The organism is Mucilaginibacter gossypii (assembly GCF_017569325.2).
Taxonomy (GTDB): domain Bacteria; phylum Bacteroidota; class Bacteroidia; order Sphingobacteriales; family Sphingobacteriaceae; genus Mucilaginibacter; species Mucilaginibacter gossypii.
In genome coordinates, this window is record NZ_CP071878.2 from 3,240,415 (window position 1) to 3,257,163 (window position 16,749).

Below are 16,749 nucleotides of genomic sequence, written 5' to 3' on the forward strand. Positions count from 1 at the left end.
TTTGCTCATTGATTCGACACTAAGTTTAGGCAAACATAAAGTATTACACATTTTAGTGAATCTCTCTTATAACTGGTGCGGACTTAAAATTCTCCTGACCGGCACTCTTTATTACTTTCACAGTATTACTTACATAAAACGTTGACAGCAATTTGTTATTGGAAATATCTAATTGGGATACAGCCGTTGAAAGCAGTCCAATGTAAGTGAGAGCAACGTTTGGTCTGATGTCAATAGTCTTTAACGCCTTATTATCTATTAATTCTAATACGCTGAGATTAGTCAGGTTTTCCAATTTGATGTTTTTAAACGCATTGCTCTGTAAATAAAGTTGTCTTATGCTATCAGTGCCATTTAATTCGACTGTTTCCAAGTCATTATGGGCCGCCGCCAAAACGGTCAAATTTCTGAGATTCTTTAGCGTCAACTTTTTTCCGAGAACATTGCCTCCGATATAAATTTCCTTAATCGTATTATTGTCAAAAAACACATCCAGGTTCGCAATCTGGTTAGACATTGCATAAACCCTTTCTAAACTTTTAAAATATTTTAAATCATCTAACAGCCTAATATCACTTTTGGCAATGTTTAAATTCGCCACAGTGTCAATTTCGGATACTTCTATTTCGCCGTTTTTATTAAAATCATAGCCTCTTTTAAGTAAAGCTGATTTTAAATTTTGGTCTTTAAATACTATTTGTTGTGCTGAAACTCCTTGCGCAACAAAAACAACAGCTAACACTAAATAGCTTATATATTTCATAAAGGATGGTAACAAGAATTATATCTGCGATGGTGGCGGCAAATATAATTCGAAATAAGCAAAGTCTTCCTGAAATTAATCAATCACCCGGCTCATAATCCACCGGCAGCAAATCGCCAAGCTTTGCTTTTGACCATGAACCCTCATAAAGGGGGCTTGGGCTCGATACCACGATACCGTTCATATCAAAAGCAATATAACTTGAATATTTGGTCATGATACTTGTTTCATAATTAGGCATATCCAACGGATGGTAAATGTCCTTAAACTCGGTAGTCTCTTCGCGTTTGGTGTATACTACATATAAGAAGTGTGGAAAAGTAAGCGCATAAATCCCATCCTGTGGTGTTTTCCGCAAGATCTCAAACTCCTGGTAGGGCAGTTTGGCGAGGTTTTCACGGTACCATTTAGTCATCTTCGACAGATTATAGTACCGCATTGCCGAATCGCGCGGGCCCTCACGGTACTTTTTCATCTTCTGCATCAATACCGCTTCCTCAGGTCGTTCAGGGTTAATTTGCCTTGTAAAATCGTGTGCTTCAAACCCTTCTTCTTTTAACTTTCCTTTATAAAGCGAGCGGTAAAAATGCTGAGCCGATCCATAATAGGCCTGTTCGCGTTTCTGCTTCCAGAGTTTCTTCTGCGCTGCGCTGCCGGGCAGGTTCTCGAACAGGGCACTTCCCGAATAGGATATGGTGTGCTCAATAGCATCATACAAAAAGTTCTTCAACAAAAATTTGGTACGATAGCCCAGCGCCAGGTTCTCTACCACCAAAAACTCATCACCAGAGGCTTCCAACTGCTGTTTTCCTCTATGATAAATGATATTTAAAATATGCGGATTGGTTACTTTACATTCCTTGCCGTTTTCGGTATCGCCAACAAATTCCTTGCGGAACAGTTCGTAATTTTTTTTCCAGTCGGCACTGCTGCTGATCACTACTTCGCGCAGCATCAGCACTTTTTGGTTGACATCGATACTCAATTTTGCAGGTTCGCGGCCAACAAGTACCGTTGTGGAGTATTCTTCAATGCTAACGCCGGTAACGACCAGTTGGTATTGTCCTGGCTTCACGCCAGCCAGGGTAAAAGTACCATCCTCGGCTGTTGAGGTACCGTAGGTGGCATTATTCAAAAACACGCTGGCATTGGCTACCGGGCTTTTGGTATCAGCCCGCACTACCTTACCTGTAATAGTACCGGTTTGTGCCGAAACTATGAGCGGACATATAAACGCGATAAGCAAAAACCAATAAAAACGCATTAATTAAAATTAGGATATTTTTTCAATCCGCTAAAAAACGCATTTTTTATGAACGGTTAATGAATTGCCGGTGTATAATTTTTGTTGCGGTAATGTCTGAACCCGAATTTATTGAATTAGAGAATTTACATTTTTAATCTTTTTAATTCAGCCTGTTTCTTGATTCTTAAATCCGGTTCGGCCAATTCAAATTAGTCCCTCCACAGGTATGGGAAAAGCAGTAAGGCAGTAGCTATTACAATGGCATTGATAGCGCACAAAACGCCTATGTTGCCGTAAAAGAAACTCCGGTCTACCCCATCCATAGCGCTCTTGCTTAGCTTAATAAGCACCAGTATAACCGGGATAATAACCGGAAAGCTTAATATAGCCATCAGTGTACCATTGTTACCGGCCTTTGATGCAATGGCCGAGATCATGGTGAACACAGTAGAAAAACTTACGCTCCCTAATAATACGGCAAGGAAATAATACAGCGGGTCGCCAAGAGTATTGGGAAAAAACACTTTAAATACCACCAATGCCAATGTGCTTAACAAAGCCATCAGCAAAATATTATAGATTGTCTTAGACAGGATGATAGCCTGCGGGCTGGCAATGGAGTAATAATAGAGTAACCGGCTTTTACTTTCCTGCATAAAGCTTTTGGCAATGGCATTTACCGATGCAAACAGCATGATGATCCAAAACAACACGTTCCAAACTATGGGGTAACCACTGCTGTTGGAAAAGCCGGGGTTTAAGTTGAGGGAGATATAACAAACAAAAACCGTTGAAACCACATACAGCAAAACGCCATTAAAAGCATATTTGGACCGCCACTCCAGCAAAACTTCCTTTTTGAGCAGGTACCAGGTTTCATTAACAAGTTTCATCACCGCAAATGTAATAATTACCTGCGAGTGAGTAAGGGCATTTGACAAGCTAAAAAAATTAGCTTAATTTTGAATATAACATACCAATTACCATGCCTGTAGCTTATTTCCGCACGCCAGTTGGCATTGCCCGCATTACCGAAGAAGATGGCTTTATAGCATCAGTATCGATACGCGATGAGGAATATGAGATTGCTCCCGCTCCCACCCCGTTGCTGCAAGCTGCTATTGATGAGTTAAATGAATACTTTGCCGGTACAAGGAAGCAATTTACCTTTCCTATAAAGCAGGAAGGCAGCGAGTTTCAACAACAGGTTTGGGACGAGTTGATCCAGATCCCTTATGGAACAACCATTACTTACGCCCAGCAGTCAAACCAAATGAACAATCCGTTGGCTATAAGGGCAATAGCATCTGCCAACGGCCGTAACAACCTATGGGTTGTAGTGCCCTGCCACCGGGTAATAGGTTCAAATGGCAGCTTAACCGGCTATGCAGGTGGTATATGGCGCAAAAAATGGCTGCTTGAGCATGAGGCAAAGGTAATGGGTGTTGGGCAAACCAGGCTTGAGTTTTAAACGCCCACCTTCAATAACCTCGACATTTTTTCATGCAGTTGGTATGGCTGAAACGGCTTTGAAAGCACATCGTTCATCCCTGCCGATAATGCTTCCTGCTGCTCATGGTCATAACTTGCTGCCGAAAGCGATATGATGGGAATACTCCGTTTAGGCTCCTCAAAATCAACCCTGATGGTTTTAGCTGCCTGGTAACCGTTCATTTCGGGCATATGGGTATCCATTAAAATAATGTCATAGTCTTTATTGGTAAGCCTCTCAATAACCTTGCGGCCGTTATCAACCATCTCTACCTCTACATTCCAGTCCTTTAATATTTTGGAGAGCATAAACTGGTTAACCATGTTATCTTCAGCTACCAGCACCCGTACGTTATTAAACGGCGGCAATATCTTATCAGTTTTGGGAGTTACCTTAGTTTTGGGTTTAACAGTGATGGTATACCAGCATACAAAGTTAAAAGTACTACCTCTGCCTACCTGGCTGCTTACGGTAAGTTCGCCTCCCTTTAGCTCGGCCAGCTTTTTCACTATGGTTAACCCAAGCCCGGTACCACCATATTTGCTTACGGTATCGTCTTCGGCCTGTTCAAATGAATCAAAGATGCTGTTAAGCCTGTCGGCCGGGATCCCGATGCCCGTATCCTCAACACTGAATTTCAGCTTTACCTTTTCATTGTGTTTTTGAAGTACGGTAATCTTCAGCTTTACATAACCCCTTTCGGTAAACTTAAGGGCGTTACTGATCAGGTTCATCAATATCTGGTTCAGGCGCAATGAATCCACCATGAGGTATTCAGGTACTTCATCTTCAATATCCAGCAAAAACTCAATATTATTTTCGTCGGCTTTAAATTTAAGCAGGTTAAAAACCGAGTTTACAATGTCATAAACATTATTGGCCGTACGGATGATACTGAATTTACCAGCCTCAATTTTTGAGATATCAAGTACATCATTGATCACACCCAATAACGATTTTGAGGAGGTATCAAGCAAATCAAGCATACCCACTTGCTGATCGGTAAGGCCTGTTTTACGCAAAAGCGAAGTGATACCTATAATGCCATTAACCGGTGTACGCAGCTCATGGCTCATATTGGCCAAAAAGGTTTCTTTCACCTTTTTGCTGTACTCCGCGCTTTCTTTTGATTTGATAAGCTGCTCCTGGTAACTTTTTTGCGGAGAAATATCGCTGATATTAATAAATATGGTTTTGTTACGGTATGCCGCCCGGCACTCCACCCAAATTACCCTTTTATCAAAGGTTTCAAACTTAAATTCAAAAATGGCATAGCCCAGGTTGTCTTTTATGATTTCACCCAATTTTTTGCGAAACGACGGCTTATGATCGTCTATGGCCAGGTCAACAATACTTTTGCCAATAAGTTCATCAGGCCTGAAACCCATTATCTTTTCGACGGTGGGGTTGATATTGTCAATGCGGAGACTTTGCGCGTCGACCGATGTTATAATATCGGCCGAGTTTTTTACAACGATGGCATAATTCTGCAGCTCATCGTTCTTTTGTTTTATTTCGGCCTGGGTACGGGCCAGTTGTACAAATGAATCAACCTTGGCCGATGTAATATAAGGATCGAGCGGTTTGTAAAGATAATCTACAGCGCCGGTACCGAGGCCTTTAACAGCATACTTGGCTTCTTTTGAAATGGCTGTAACAAAAATAACCAGGATATCTTTGGTACGTGGGTTTGATTTAAGCATTTCCACCAGTTCAAAGCCGTCCATTTCGGGCATCTGAACATCAACTAAAGCAATGGCAATATTGGTTTCCCAGGCAATTTTAAGGGCTTCATTTGGCGAGGTAGTAGAGAACATTTTAATATCATCGCGTTTAAGCAATGCTTCAAGCGCGATAATATTCTCTTCTCTGTCATCAACAATTAGAATATTAACAGGGGTCATTTAATATTAATTAGGGGGTGGTGATTGTTATGAAAGTAAAAGTTTAAAAATCTCATCCTGTGTCAAAATATAATCAGCAGCACCTAAATTTATAGCTGCCTTTGGCATTTCGGCCATTTCCGCGTCGCCGGGCTCCTGCGCTATAGTAAGGCTGCCGCTTTTCTTTAATTTTAATAAGCCCTCGGCGCCATCCTGGTTAGCTCCCGACAACAATATCGCCATGCACCTGTCACCATAAACCTCGGCGGCACTTTCAAAAGTAACGTCAATTGATGGTTTTGAATACCATACCGGTTCCGAAACATCCAGGCTAAAATAACCGCCGCGTTCAATTAAGGTATGATAGTTTGCCGGGGCAATATACATAGTGTCCGTTTTAAGAATATCCTTGTCCTCAATTTCGCGCATGTACATACGACTGTTCTCGGCAAATAGTTTTTCTATTTCGCTGAAAAAATTTTTTTTCCTGTGTATGATAAGAATTACGGTTTTCCCCAGTTTTTCAGGAAGATCTTTTATGATCCGGAATAAAATTTTAAACGAGCCTGCCGATCCGCCCAATAATACGATCTGGGCGGCATGCCATCTTTCCAGTAACTTTTTATCAGGTCCCAACTTTTTGGTAAATATTTTCTTTTTGGTTGATCACCTTAAACTTGCTCTTAAACGAATCTGACCGGATAGTTTCTTTACTGCCAAGGCATAAATAACCCAGAGGGCAAAGGCTTTTATAAAAGAGGTCAAGGATCCGTTCCTGCAGGTACGTTTCAAAATAAATAAAAACATTCCGGCAACTTATCATCTGAAACTCATTAAATACAGTATCAGATATTAAATTATGTACCGAAAACAGTGTATTTTGTTTTAATTCATTGTGTATCGACGCGGCATCGTACAAAATGGTAAAATGATCTGTAATTGAACCTTTTAAATCAGTATATTGATAATTTTCCGCGTAGCTTTTTATATTACGCAAACTGTAGATCCCTTTACGGGCCTCCTTTAAAACCTCGGTATTGATATCCGTGCCATATATGAACGACTTTTTTCCCAAACCAGCTTCGTTCAGCAATATGGCCATAGAGTAAACCTCTTCGCCCGTTGAGCAGCCTGCACTCCAGATTTTGACGTGCTGATAAGTTGAAAGATATGGAACAACCTGTGAGTTAACCGCACGATAGAATGAAGGATCGCGGAACATCTCGGTTACGTTAACCGTAATCTCTTCCAGGAAATTCTGAAAAAAGTCTGCATCATTAATAAGCACATGTTTAAGGTCATAAAACTCAAACTTGTTGAGCAGCATAATACGGGTTAACCTCCGTTTTAATGAAGCTTTGGTATAACCCGAAAAATCAAACCCATGAACCTTTTTTACAATATCAATAAGCTCATGAACCTGTGCATGTGATATAATTCCCTGCTCTGTATCCATAACTAACTTTCAAGCCAAAGCTGCATGAGCGATATCAACCTGTCCATATCAACTGGCTTGGTGATATAATCATTGGCGCCGGCCGCTATACATTTCTCGCGGTCGTCTTTCATTGCTTTTGCAGTTAATGCTATTACGGGTAATTTAGCCCATTTGTTTTGCTTACGGATATGCCTGGTAGCCTCATAGCCATCCATTTTAGGCATCATGATATCCATGAGCACGATGTCAATATCCTTTATATCCTCAAGTTTAGCTATGGCTTCTTCACCATCATTAGCTATCTCTACATTGAGGTCATAGCTTTGCAGGGCGCTGCTCAGCGCAAAAATATTGCGCATGTCGTCATCAACAATGAGCACCTTCTTGCCTTTAATGGCATCCTTGCCTTTAGTTAGTGTTTTAGGTTTGGCCGATGATGGCGCTTGTTGTGCCGGGGCAATCGCCGTTTCGCTTATCTTGTTCAGGAACAGGTTAACCTCATCAATCAGCCTGTCGGATGATTTATTGGTTTTAACCACCATGGCGTTGGCATAGTGCATTAGCCTGTTAACCGATGTTTTATCAAGCTCCATTGCAGTATTGATAATAACCGGCAGTGACGCAAAGCGGTCAACCTCTTTGATCTTATCCAGCAAATCCAAGCCCGAAATATCAGGCAGGTTAAGGTCAAGGATCACACACTGGTACTCGTTTTCATGCAACATCCTAAATGCAGATTCGCCGTCAAAAGCCTGGTCGACGGTGATGCCCTGGCCTTGCATAAGGTCTTTCAAAGCCTGGCTTTGGGCTTTGTGATCTTCAACCAGCAGGATCTGTTTAAACCTGGTGCCGCTTTGTACCATGATATCGGCAAAAAGTTTATCCAGCGTTTCGGTATTGATAGGCTTTTTCATGAAGTTGATGGCACCTTCCCGGCGTACGCGGTTTGCTGCGGCATCCCCGGCCGACATCAGGTGAACCGGAATGTGCATTGTATCCTCATCATTCTTTAACTCCTTCAAAATCTGCCAGCCGTCTTTACCCGGCAGCATAATATCCAGGATCACCGCATCGGGTTTGGCTTCCTTCACAATTTCAACCGCCCGGGTACCCTCATATACCATAATTGATTTATAACCATGATCGCGGGCATAATCCTGCAATATGTTTGCAAAGTTTTTATCATCCTCAACAATTACAACCAAGGGTTCTTTACCGGGCTCACGCGGGGCCGCTTTAACCGGGCTCAGGAACTCTGTTACAGGTTTAAAAGTCTCGGCAGTTGGCAATACTTCTTCAATTAAGGCCGCAGGTGTTAATTTAGCTTCAAAAGGCACGGTAAGTACAAATTCGCTGCCTATGCCCGGCTCACTGCTCAGGGTTATGCTGCCGCCTAAAAGGAAAGCAAGTTCGCGGCTTATAGATAAACCTAAACCGGTACCGCCATATTTACGGCTTGTTGAACCATCGGCCTGCTGAAATGCCTCAAATATTACTTTTTGCTTATCCGCAGGGATCCCGATCCCCGAATCTTTGATAGCAAAGCTGATGGTTTTATTTTTAATACCCGGCTTTACATTGATAGCGATAGAACCATTTTCAGAAGTAAACTTAAACGCATTACTTAACAGGTTTTTGATCACCTGCTCTATACGTACCTTATCGGTAAATATGGTTTGCGGCAGTTGCCTGTCTATACTTGTTGTATAATTAATTTTTTTGTTGCTGGCTACTTCGGCAAACAGCATTTCCATATCGCCAACAATATCACCTACCTTAATATCTTCATTTTGCATATCCAGCTTGCCCGATTCAATTTTGGAAAGGTCGAGGATATCGTTGATCAAAGTAAGCAGGTCATTACCGGCGTTGAAGATAACGCTGGCATATTTGATCTGGTCTTCAGAAAGATTGGCAGGCTTGTTATCTTTAAGTATCCGTGCCAGTACCAGGATACTGTTAAGCGGCGTGCGCAGCTCATGGCTCATGTTGGCCAAAAACTCCGATTTGTATTTACCCGTGGTTTCCAGTTCCTCAACCTTAAGGTTAATAGCCTGGCGGGCCTGTTCAATGGCCTGGTTTTTTTCTTCAAGCAAACTGGCTTTTTCTTCCAGTTCGGCATTGGTGGTACGCAGTTCTTCCTGCTGTACCCGGAGCTCTTCTTCTGAGGCCTGCAGCTCTTCAGTTTTTTGAACAAGCTCCTCATTGGTAACCCGCAGTTCTTCCTGTTGTGCTTCCAGCTCTTCGGCCTGCTGCTGGGTTTCCTCGTACAGGTCGTGCATAATAGTACGCGCCTGTGATGTATTAACAGCTATACCTATATCATTAGCGATAGCTAAAATGTATTCTGATTTATTTTTCGAGATCCCTTCATTAAAAGCAACCTCCATTACTCCTTTAAGCTTTTTATCAAAAAAGAAAGGTATGATAAATGATTCGGCCAGTTCAGTTTTTAATACCGATGATGAAAGCTCAAGCTTATCGTTCAGTTTACCTTTTACAACCGCCGCTTTACCATCCTTAGCTACCTGGCCAAGCCAGCCTTCGGTCATTTGTACCGACTTTTTAACAAAATCAGGATTGTGGAACGCATATGAAGCATAAAAATCAAGCCTGTTGCTTGCTTCGTTATAAAGGTAAAATGTACCTGCCGCGGCATTGGTATAGGTACAAACTTCGGTTAATATATTATTGGATAATTCTTTTTCAACCTGCTGGCCCTGCATTTTTTCATTCAGCTGACCGGTTCCGGTGAGCAGCCAGTTTTTGGCTTCGTTATCGGCAAGCACTTTTCCAAGTTCAATATTAGCAACCCTGATTTCATCCTCAATTTTCTTTTGCTGATCGAAAGTTTTTTGAATGTAGAAGAACAGCATGAGGATGATGAACAGGAAAACCAACGAACCGCATGCAATTACGATCTTGGCAAAGGTTGATGCCTCCTGCGAATTTTCTTTCCTATTGGCAAGCAATCTCTCCTCTGTATTGGTCATGTGGTCGATCAGCATTCTGATCTGATCCATATTTTCCTTGCCATTTACAAACATGTTGCGCTGCACCATGTAATCAAGCCCCTGGCTATCGCGCGTTTCAACATTGGTTTTAAGGATCAGCAATTGCTCCTTCACCAGCTTATTGATTGAATCGACGCGTTTTACCTGCACAGGGTTATCCTTCACCATGTCTTTTAGCGTGGCCAGGTCATCGGCTACTTTAGGTAAAGCGGCATTATACGGTTCAAGAAATACCTTTTTAGCGGTAGCTCCATAACCACGCATGCCTGTTTCGGCATTAATTAACTCCTGCAATAAACTTGTTGAAGTACGGATCACCCTTTGAGTATGATTAACCCAGGTGTTATCCTCCTCGAATTGGCGCAGGCTGTTAAAAGACAAGATGCCCACCACAAAAACAAGAATGATTGATACTACAAAGCCAGCTAAAACCTGCTGGCGGAAGGAAAACTTTAACATTAGGTATCCGTATTAATCTGAATTACAAATATGTTTAAAAAAAGCTGTAATGTTAATATTACAGCTAATTAAACATACAAGGAATATTAATTTACTGTCGTAGTATCGGTAGTGTTTGAGATAAAAACTTTAGGGCGGCTGCTCAAAGCGCCGATCAAAGCCAAAACAGGACCGGCAAACATCACATACCAACCCCATTGAAATTTAAGCTGGCTGGTTAAAAACCTGTTAATGCCTTTAAACGGAATAAAGCTAAATGCCGAATTTACTTTAAAAATGGCAGCAACCAGCAACAGTACAACAAGTACTATCGACAGCCAGGCCGCCACACGCATAATCTTAGCCTGGTTAAGGAACGATACAATAATGCCAACAACAGCTACCAACAACAGTACCAGCCCATAAGGTTGGTTAAGCTTGTAAATATTCCAGCTGGTTACATGGAATACCCGCAGCAGTGGGCAATAGGTTGCAGCAAAAAGCAATGCAAAACCTGCAAATGATAAAATTGAGCTAAGGCGCATATTTAGGTTGTTATTTTTGTGTTATTTCCATTTTATCGGCAAAGTGGGCACAATAGTCGCGCAGGTCTTCAACAATATTTTTCTCGCCGGTTGCACGTAAAAAGCTATCGCCCATGGTTTGCAGGGTTTCATAAAAAAATCGCTTCATCTCATCAACAGGCATATCTTTTGTCCAAAGGTCAATGCGCAGGGTGTTTTTATAGCTTTGGTCCCACAGGGCAAGCATCATTGATTTTACAGGCAACGCTTCCTTGTTGGTTGAGTCGGTTGATTCCCAAAGAATGTGCTCAGGAACATTATTATCATCAAGCGTAACGGTAAGCTTTATTTCAGCGGTTTTCATTTCAAATTTTATTTAACAAGTAAGAATATAATTATAACCAGAACGATGAAGAAGGTCTCCACCATCCATATTTTTTTGGTTTCGATAAAAAAGTTGCGGAACATGATATCAATCACAAAAACCACGAAGGCAAACAATAAAAAGATCCAACCTATGGTGCCACCCCAATGTTCAAGCGGGCGTCCGGCCATACCAGCCCCATAAATAAAAACATAGGCTGCTACCGCCACCAAAAACGCGGTAAAAAAGTTTAAAGGGGTAAATCTGAATTTCATTGATGGGGCTTAGTGTCTTTTTTTGCTTTTGGATGATCGGCCTGTACCCTGCCTTGCTGCTTTTGAGCCGTATTTAGCTTTATCCTTATTGGCATCAAACTTTTTGCGCTGGTTAAGGGATTTTTTTTCGTGGAAGGCGCCTTTAAAATCGGGGTCTTCTTTGCGCTTTTGCATATCTATTTCCCGCGCCTGGTCCTGCCTTTCCTCATATGGGGTTTCTTCAATAAACACATCGTCGGGAATACGCTCAACGGGAATGGTTTGCTTGATTAGTTTCTCAATCTTGCGGATATAATACTCTTCAGACGGTGTAGCAAAAGTAATGGCTTCGCCCGATTGCAACGCACGACCTGTACGACCGATCCTGTGTACATAATCCTCATACACCACCGGTACATCAAAATTGATCACATGACTTACATCGCTAACATCAATACCTCGCGATGCCACATCGGTAGCTACCAGGATCTTCACATCATCGTTTTTAAATGAGTTGATGGAGTTGATGCGCGTATTTTGCCCTTTATTGGCGTGAAGCACTTTCACTTCCTCTTCGCCAAATTTGCGGGTCAGGAATTTGAATACGTCTTCGGCCACCGCACGGGTTTTACAAAAAACAATCAGTTTGGTAATGTCGCCTTCGTTATCGAGCAACTTTTTGAGCAGGTTTATTTTGGTTTTAATATTGGGCACATGGTATAAATGCTGGTTAACCGTTTGTGCCGGCGTAGCCTGCGGGGTAACCTCAATAACCGTAGGAAATTCCAGGAAGTTAGCCGAAAGCTGGTGCACCTTCTCGCTCATGGTAGCCGAAAAAAGCAGGTTTTGCCTTTTCACAGGTACCACTTCCAATATTCGGTTTATCTGGGGCATAAAGCCCATATCCATCATTTTATCAGCCTCGTCAAGTACCAACACCTGTAATGGTTTGGTCATGATATGCCCGGCAAGGTAAATATCCATAAAACGGCCGGGCGTTGCCACAATAATGTCGACACCCTTTTTTACCTGCTCTATTTGTGTTTTGGGGCCAATACCTCCGTAAAGTAAAACAACCCGTAAATCGGTATAAGCGGCAAATGCTTTAATGTTTTCCTCAATCTGCATGGCCAGTTCACGCGTCGGCGAAATAATCAACGCCCGGGCATGTTCGCCCTGCGCATATTTAAGCTTCATAATGATGGGCAATACATAGGCCGCGGTTTTACCGGTTCCGGTTTGTGCAATACCCATTACATCCTGTCCGTTCAATATCGGCGGAATAGCTTTTTGCTGAATAGGCGTAGCTTCGGTATAACCGGCATCGGCTATAGCGTTTAAAATTTGCCGGTTAAATTTAAGATCTTCAAAGGTTACTGCCATGCCGCAAAGATAGGCTTTTTGTTGAAGTAGGAACAATGCGGAAAGTGCGAGTCAGGAAAGTAAGAACCAGGAAACAAGAAGAGCGTATCGTTCACAAGTGATCATCGCTGGGTACAAATCAGTGGGGTACCTCTAAATTTCCCAAAAGTGAAGCCTTCAAAAAAGTAAACACCCCGCACCTGAGGTGGGGGGTGGGTGAGGCCAACTACTGCTTTCACAGCAATAATGACTTTTACATGAGAAAATTTAGCCGTTGTATACCGCAGCAAACTCCCTGGCAAAATCCTGCAAACTCACCTTACCGGACGATACAGGCCTATGCTTATCATAATCCTCCCAGATTTTTCCGCTTTTTACCGCAGTGCCCATTTCAACAAAGTTGCGGGTCATTTCAGGAGGAACGCCTGCCTGTGATAAGCCTTCTGCAAGCTGTTCATCAGTAAACTCAATCCATGGCAAGTTAGGGTTGCCGATTGCCTCACCTAAAATTGCAGCTGCCTTGCCGGGTGTCGACTCTTCGCTTACAATGTAGCGTACGCTTTTACCAGTAAAATCCTTTTGCAACTCTTCTGCTATTGCGGCTGCAATATCTTTAGGATGTACCATGATCAGTCTTGCATCTGCAGGATAATTTGATCCAAGGATACCCTGGTGCTTAATAAGCGGGATATTACTGAAAAAATTGATATAGAAGAATGGTGCACGGATAAATTTAACGGCCACACCATCTAATCCGCTCAAAACACCTTCAACATCGTGAATGCCTTTTATAGGGCCTACGCCGCTATCCAAATGCGCACCTATGCTGCTTAATGCAACTACTTTTTTTATACCCGAGCGTTTGATAGCTTCGGCATAGCTTTTACCAGTTTCGTTTTGGTATGCCCTTAAACTTTCGGCACTAAAGCTTGGCGGCACCATGGCGTAAAGCGCATCGGCACCAGTAAATGTTTGTGTTAAGAAATCAGCATCGGCTAATGAACCTATTGCTGCTTTAGCGCCTAATGATTCTATCTCGGCTACCTTATCGGCATTACTGCTAATTACTGTTACGTTATGCCCTGCGGCTATTAAAGTTTGTGTTAAAGGTTTGCTTATATTGCCTGTTGAACCTGTTACTATAATTTTCATAATGTTTTTGTTTTTATTGAAAGCAAAGGTATTTTTACACTTACTTTTTTACAAGTACTTACCCTAAAGTATGTATTACCATGACAGCGATAAAAGAAAGCTCAACCATACAGGAAAACAAACAAGCAGCATTTAAAGAATGCCCGGTAACTTATGTTATGGAACGCATAGGTGGATATTGGAAACCGATCATTTTGTTTCACCTCTTAGCCGGAAGCAAGCGTTACAGCGAGCTAAAAAAATCTATCCCCACCATCACCGAAAAAATGTTGATCCAGCACCTGAAACAACTTGAAGCCGACGGCCTGCTGATCAGAGAGTCCAAACCGGTTGTACCTCCACATGTAACCTACCGGCTCAGCGAATCAGGCATGGAATTGCGGCCGGTAATGTACGCAATGGCAACATGGGCAGTGAAGGACAGCGAGGCGAGCGGTAATGCAATTTATAGAAGTTTAGGAGAGTTTCCATCTGAAGAAACTTTTGCCGAAATGTAAAAACGAATAGAATGACTTACGACTTTTACGCGATCAAACAAGACCAAATTGACTTACTCGATTTTATTTTGACCGAGACTAAACTTCAAATTATTGATCATTATTCTGCTTATGACGAAGAGGTGCTTCGTTATACATCGGCAACAGATATAACCGCAAAATTTGATTTATACAACGGAGGCTCTTTTGGATCAAATTTCGCTTTATGGTCACCGGAGTTTAAGGGGCAACCTGTTTTCGAAAAAATCAATCTTGATCCTAAGCGCTGTAAAGGGCATACGTTCCGGTACTCAACCATGGGTTGGGGGTTGATACGACTTTATCTGGGACAAATTAAGGGGAACGTACTTAGCAAATCACACATCGGGCATTTTAATGAGAAAGGTGCAATTGGTCATGAATTACCCAACTCAATTATAGGACCGGCAAGTGTATGGAATTGGGAGGAAATCAATAAAGCCTCGCGGAAACTAAAATACCACATCCATAACAAAATGGCCGTTAAAAAGACTGGAACATACGGTATATTGAAAAATGCCGAAATACTGGAGCAACAGGGCTTCATGCTTCAGTAGTTTCCCTTCAAAACTTACAAAGTTTTAAAAACTTCGTAAGTTTGAGCTCAATCAACAAATCCGAAATCGAATATCCCAAATCCGAAATTTCAAAACATGTCTACAATTCTGATAAAAGCAGCCACCATAGTTAACGAGCATAAACAATACGTTGCCGATGTATTGATCAAAGATGGTTTGATAGACCGTATCGACTCAGTTATCGACCACCAGGCAGATGAAGTGATTAATGCAGAAGGACTGCATTTGTTACCTGGCTGCATCGACGACCAGGTGCACTTCCGCGAGCCGGGCTTAACTTATAAGGCCGATATTTATTCAGAATCAAGAGCTGCTGTTGCGGGCGGCATCACTTCGTTTATGGAGATGCCAAACACCGTTCCCAACACTTTAACGCAGGAACTTTTGGAAGATAAATACCAGATCGCGTCGCGCAATTCGCTGGCTAATTATTCGTTTTTTATGGGCGCGTCTAACAACAATTTAGATGAGGTTTTGCGCACCGATATCAGTAAGGTTTGTGGCATCAAAGTGTTCATGGGATCCTCTACCGGTAACATGCTTGTTGATGACCCTCACACCCTCGAAAAACTCTTCGCGCAATCACCCATGCTCATCGCTACACACTGCGAAGATGAGGCTACGATCAAGAGCAATCTTGCCCATTACAAACAACTGCTTGGCGAAAATATTCCGGTGCGGATGCATCCAAAAATCAGGAGTGCAGAGGCCTGCTATTTGTCGTCATCAATGGCGGTTGAGCTGGCAAAAAAGCACAACACTCGTTTGCATATTTTGCACATTTCTACAGAGCGGGAGACACATCTTTTTGACAAGACAATTCCATTAAAAGATAAACGAATTACTGCCGAAGCCTGCATCCATCATCTGTGGTTTACCGATGCAGATTATGACACAAAAGGCAACTATATTAAGTGGAACCCGGCAGTAAAAACAGAGGCAGACCGTGATGGTATTTTACGTGCTGTACTTGATGGAAGGATTGACGTTATTGCTACCGACCACGCCCCGCATACTATAGAAGAAAAAGAGCAGCCTTACCTGCAGGCGCCATCCGGCGGCCCATTGGTTCAGCATGCTTTGCCAGCCATGCTTGAGCTGTATCACCATGGTAAAATAAGCCTTGAGCAAATAGCGGAAAAAATGGCGCACAACGTGGCCACACTTTTTCAGATAGAAAAACGCGGCTTCATCCGCGAAGGTTACTGGGCCGACCTGGTATTGGTTAACCTGAACAAACCATGGAACGTTAATAAAAGTAATATCCTGTATAAATGTAACTGGAGCCCATTTGAAGGCAATACTTTCCGCTCGCAGGTAGCTTATACTTTGATATCGGGAAACCTGGCATATGCGAATGGAAGTCTTATTGAAGGTAAAGCCGGCAAGCGCTTGACTTTTAACAGGTAATATCAATTACAATTTATAGAATTTTAGAAATTACAGAGTTTTCTGTAGAGAAAAAGCCATGCTGAATTTGTTTCAGCATGGCTTTTTTAATTATCACGCTATATTGCGCAGGGCCAACTCAACCTAATATGATTAAAATGGGTGTCATGCTGAGTGTTTAAATCCATGGACGCTGAAGGTTAGATGACAAAGGGGGGCTTGTCAGTCTGAGTGTTTAAATCCGGAGGCCTCCGAAGGTGAAATGACAAAAGAGGGCTGTCAGTCTGAGCCTGTCGAAGACTCGCGCGCAGAGGCCTACCCACCATGCTTCGACAGG

Annotated in this window: 16 protein-coding genes; 4 read left to right on the top strand and 12 right to left on the bottom strand. The window is 42.3% G+C overall.

The window, feature by feature from the left end; all coding sequences use genetic code 11:
• Nucleotides 1-52 precede the first annotated feature (52 nt).
• The 3 genes from J3L18_RS13505 to J3L18_RS13515 form a co-directional block, all read right to left on the bottom strand.
• Nucleotides 53-763 carry a leucine-rich repeat domain-containing protein gene (locus J3L18_RS13505; RefSeq protein ID WP_129567542.1) on the bottom strand — a complete coding sequence of 237 codons (711 nt, stop codon included), beginning with the start codon at nt 761-763 and terminating at the stop codon, nt 53-55.
• Between the two features lie 79 nt (nt 764-842).
• Entirely contained in the window at nt 843-2,027 is a 1,185-nt protein-coding gene (locus J3L18_RS13510; protein ID WP_129567543.1) for a carboxypeptidase-like regulatory domain-containing protein, read from the bottom strand.
• Between the two features lie 191 nt (nt 2,028-2,218).
• Nucleotides 2,219-2,902, bottom strand: coding sequence for a heme exporter protein CcmB (locus J3L18_RS13515; protein ID WP_091171395.1), 684 nt, complete (start codon nt 2,900-2,902; stop codon nt 2,219-2,221).
• 92 nt (nt 2,903-2,994) lie between these two features.
• On the opposite strand from J3L18_RS13515, the gene J3L18_RS13520 reads away from it, so the two are divergent.
• Nucleotides 2,995-3,480, top strand: a complete 486-nt coding sequence (locus J3L18_RS13520) for a methylated-DNA--[protein]-cysteine S-methyltransferase (RefSeq protein WP_129567544.1) — start codon at nt 2,995-2,997, stop codon at nt 3,478-3,480.
• On the opposite strand, the gene J3L18_RS13525 is transcribed toward J3L18_RS13520, so the two are convergent.
• The 9 genes from J3L18_RS13525 to J3L18_RS13565 form a co-directional block, all read right to left on the bottom strand.
• Complete coding sequence (locus J3L18_RS13525) at nt 3,477-5,405, bottom strand: hybrid sensor histidine kinase/response regulator (protein WP_129567545.1); 1,929 nt, start codon at nt 5,403-5,405, stop codon at nt 3,477-3,479. The genes J3L18_RS13520 and J3L18_RS13525 overlap by 4 nt on opposite strands.
• 27 nt (nt 5,406-5,432) lie before the next feature.
• Nucleotides 5,433-6,020, bottom strand: coding sequence for a chemotaxis protein CheB (locus J3L18_RS13530; RefSeq protein WP_091171384.1), 588 nt, complete (start codon nt 6,018-6,020; stop codon nt 5,433-5,435).
• Nucleotides 6,010-6,840, bottom strand: a complete 831-nt coding sequence (locus tag J3L18_RS13535; RefSeq protein WP_176844517.1) for a CheR family methyltransferase — start codon at nt 6,838-6,840, stop codon at nt 6,010-6,012. Before J3L18_RS13535 ends, J3L18_RS13530 begins: the two co-directional genes overlap by 11 nt.
• Nucleotides 6,841-6,842: 2 nt before the next feature.
• Nucleotides 6,843-10,295, bottom strand: coding sequence for a response regulator (locus J3L18_RS13540; RefSeq protein ID WP_129567547.1), 3,453 nt, complete (start codon nt 10,293-10,295; stop codon nt 6,843-6,845).
• A gap of 86 nt (nt 10,296-10,381) precedes the next feature.
• Nucleotides 10,382-10,819 carry a hypothetical protein gene (locus J3L18_RS13545; protein WP_091171377.1) on the bottom strand — a complete coding sequence of 146 codons (438 nt, stop codon included), beginning with the start codon at nt 10,817-10,819 and terminating at the stop codon, nt 10,382-10,384.
• Nucleotides 10,820-10,829: 10 nt separating this feature from the next.
• On the bottom strand, nt 10,830-11,162 hold the full coding sequence (gene gldC / locus J3L18_RS13550) for a gliding motility protein GldC (protein ID WP_090524371.1): 333 nt from the start codon (nt 11,160-11,162) through the stop codon (nt 10,830-10,832).
• An 8-nt stretch (nt 11,163-11,170) separates the two neighbouring features.
• On the bottom strand, nt 11,171-11,437 hold the full coding sequence (locus tag J3L18_RS13555) for a hypothetical protein (protein ID WP_090524369.1): 267 nt from the start codon (nt 11,435-11,437) through the stop codon (nt 11,171-11,173).
• Between the two features lie 9 nt (nt 11,438-11,446).
• Nucleotides 11,447-12,799 carry a DEAD/DEAH box helicase gene (locus J3L18_RS13560; protein ID WP_129567548.1) on the bottom strand — a complete coding sequence of 451 codons (1,353 nt, stop codon included), beginning with the start codon at nt 12,797-12,799 and terminating at the stop codon, nt 11,447-11,449.
• A 246-nt stretch (nt 12,800-13,045) separates the two neighbouring features.
• A complete protein-coding gene (locus J3L18_RS13565) occupies nt 13,046-13,930 on the bottom strand; it encodes an NmrA family NAD(P)-binding protein (RefSeq protein WP_129567549.1) in 885 nt (294 codons plus the stop codon).
• An 80-nt stretch (nt 13,931-14,010) separates the two neighbouring features.
• Between J3L18_RS13565 and J3L18_RS13570 the strand changes: the two genes are divergently transcribed.
• From J3L18_RS13570 to J3L18_RS13580, 3 genes are all read left to right on the top strand, one after another.
• A complete protein-coding gene (locus J3L18_RS13570) occupies nt 14,011-14,427 on the top strand; it encodes a winged helix-turn-helix transcriptional regulator (protein WP_091171363.1) in 417 nt (138 codons plus the stop codon).
• 11 nt (nt 14,428-14,438) lie between these two features.
• Nucleotides 14,439-15,002, top strand: a complete 564-nt coding sequence (locus J3L18_RS13575) for a hypothetical protein (RefSeq protein WP_129567550.1) — start codon at nt 14,439-14,441, stop codon at nt 15,000-15,002.
• Between the two features lie 96 nt (nt 15,003-15,098).
• Nucleotides 15,099-16,433 carry a dihydroorotase gene (locus tag J3L18_RS13580; protein WP_129567551.1) on the top strand — a complete coding sequence of 445 codons (1,335 nt, stop codon included), beginning with the start codon at nt 15,099-15,101 and terminating at the stop codon, nt 16,431-16,433.
• The last annotated feature ends 316 nt before the right edge of the window (nt 16,434-16,749 follow it).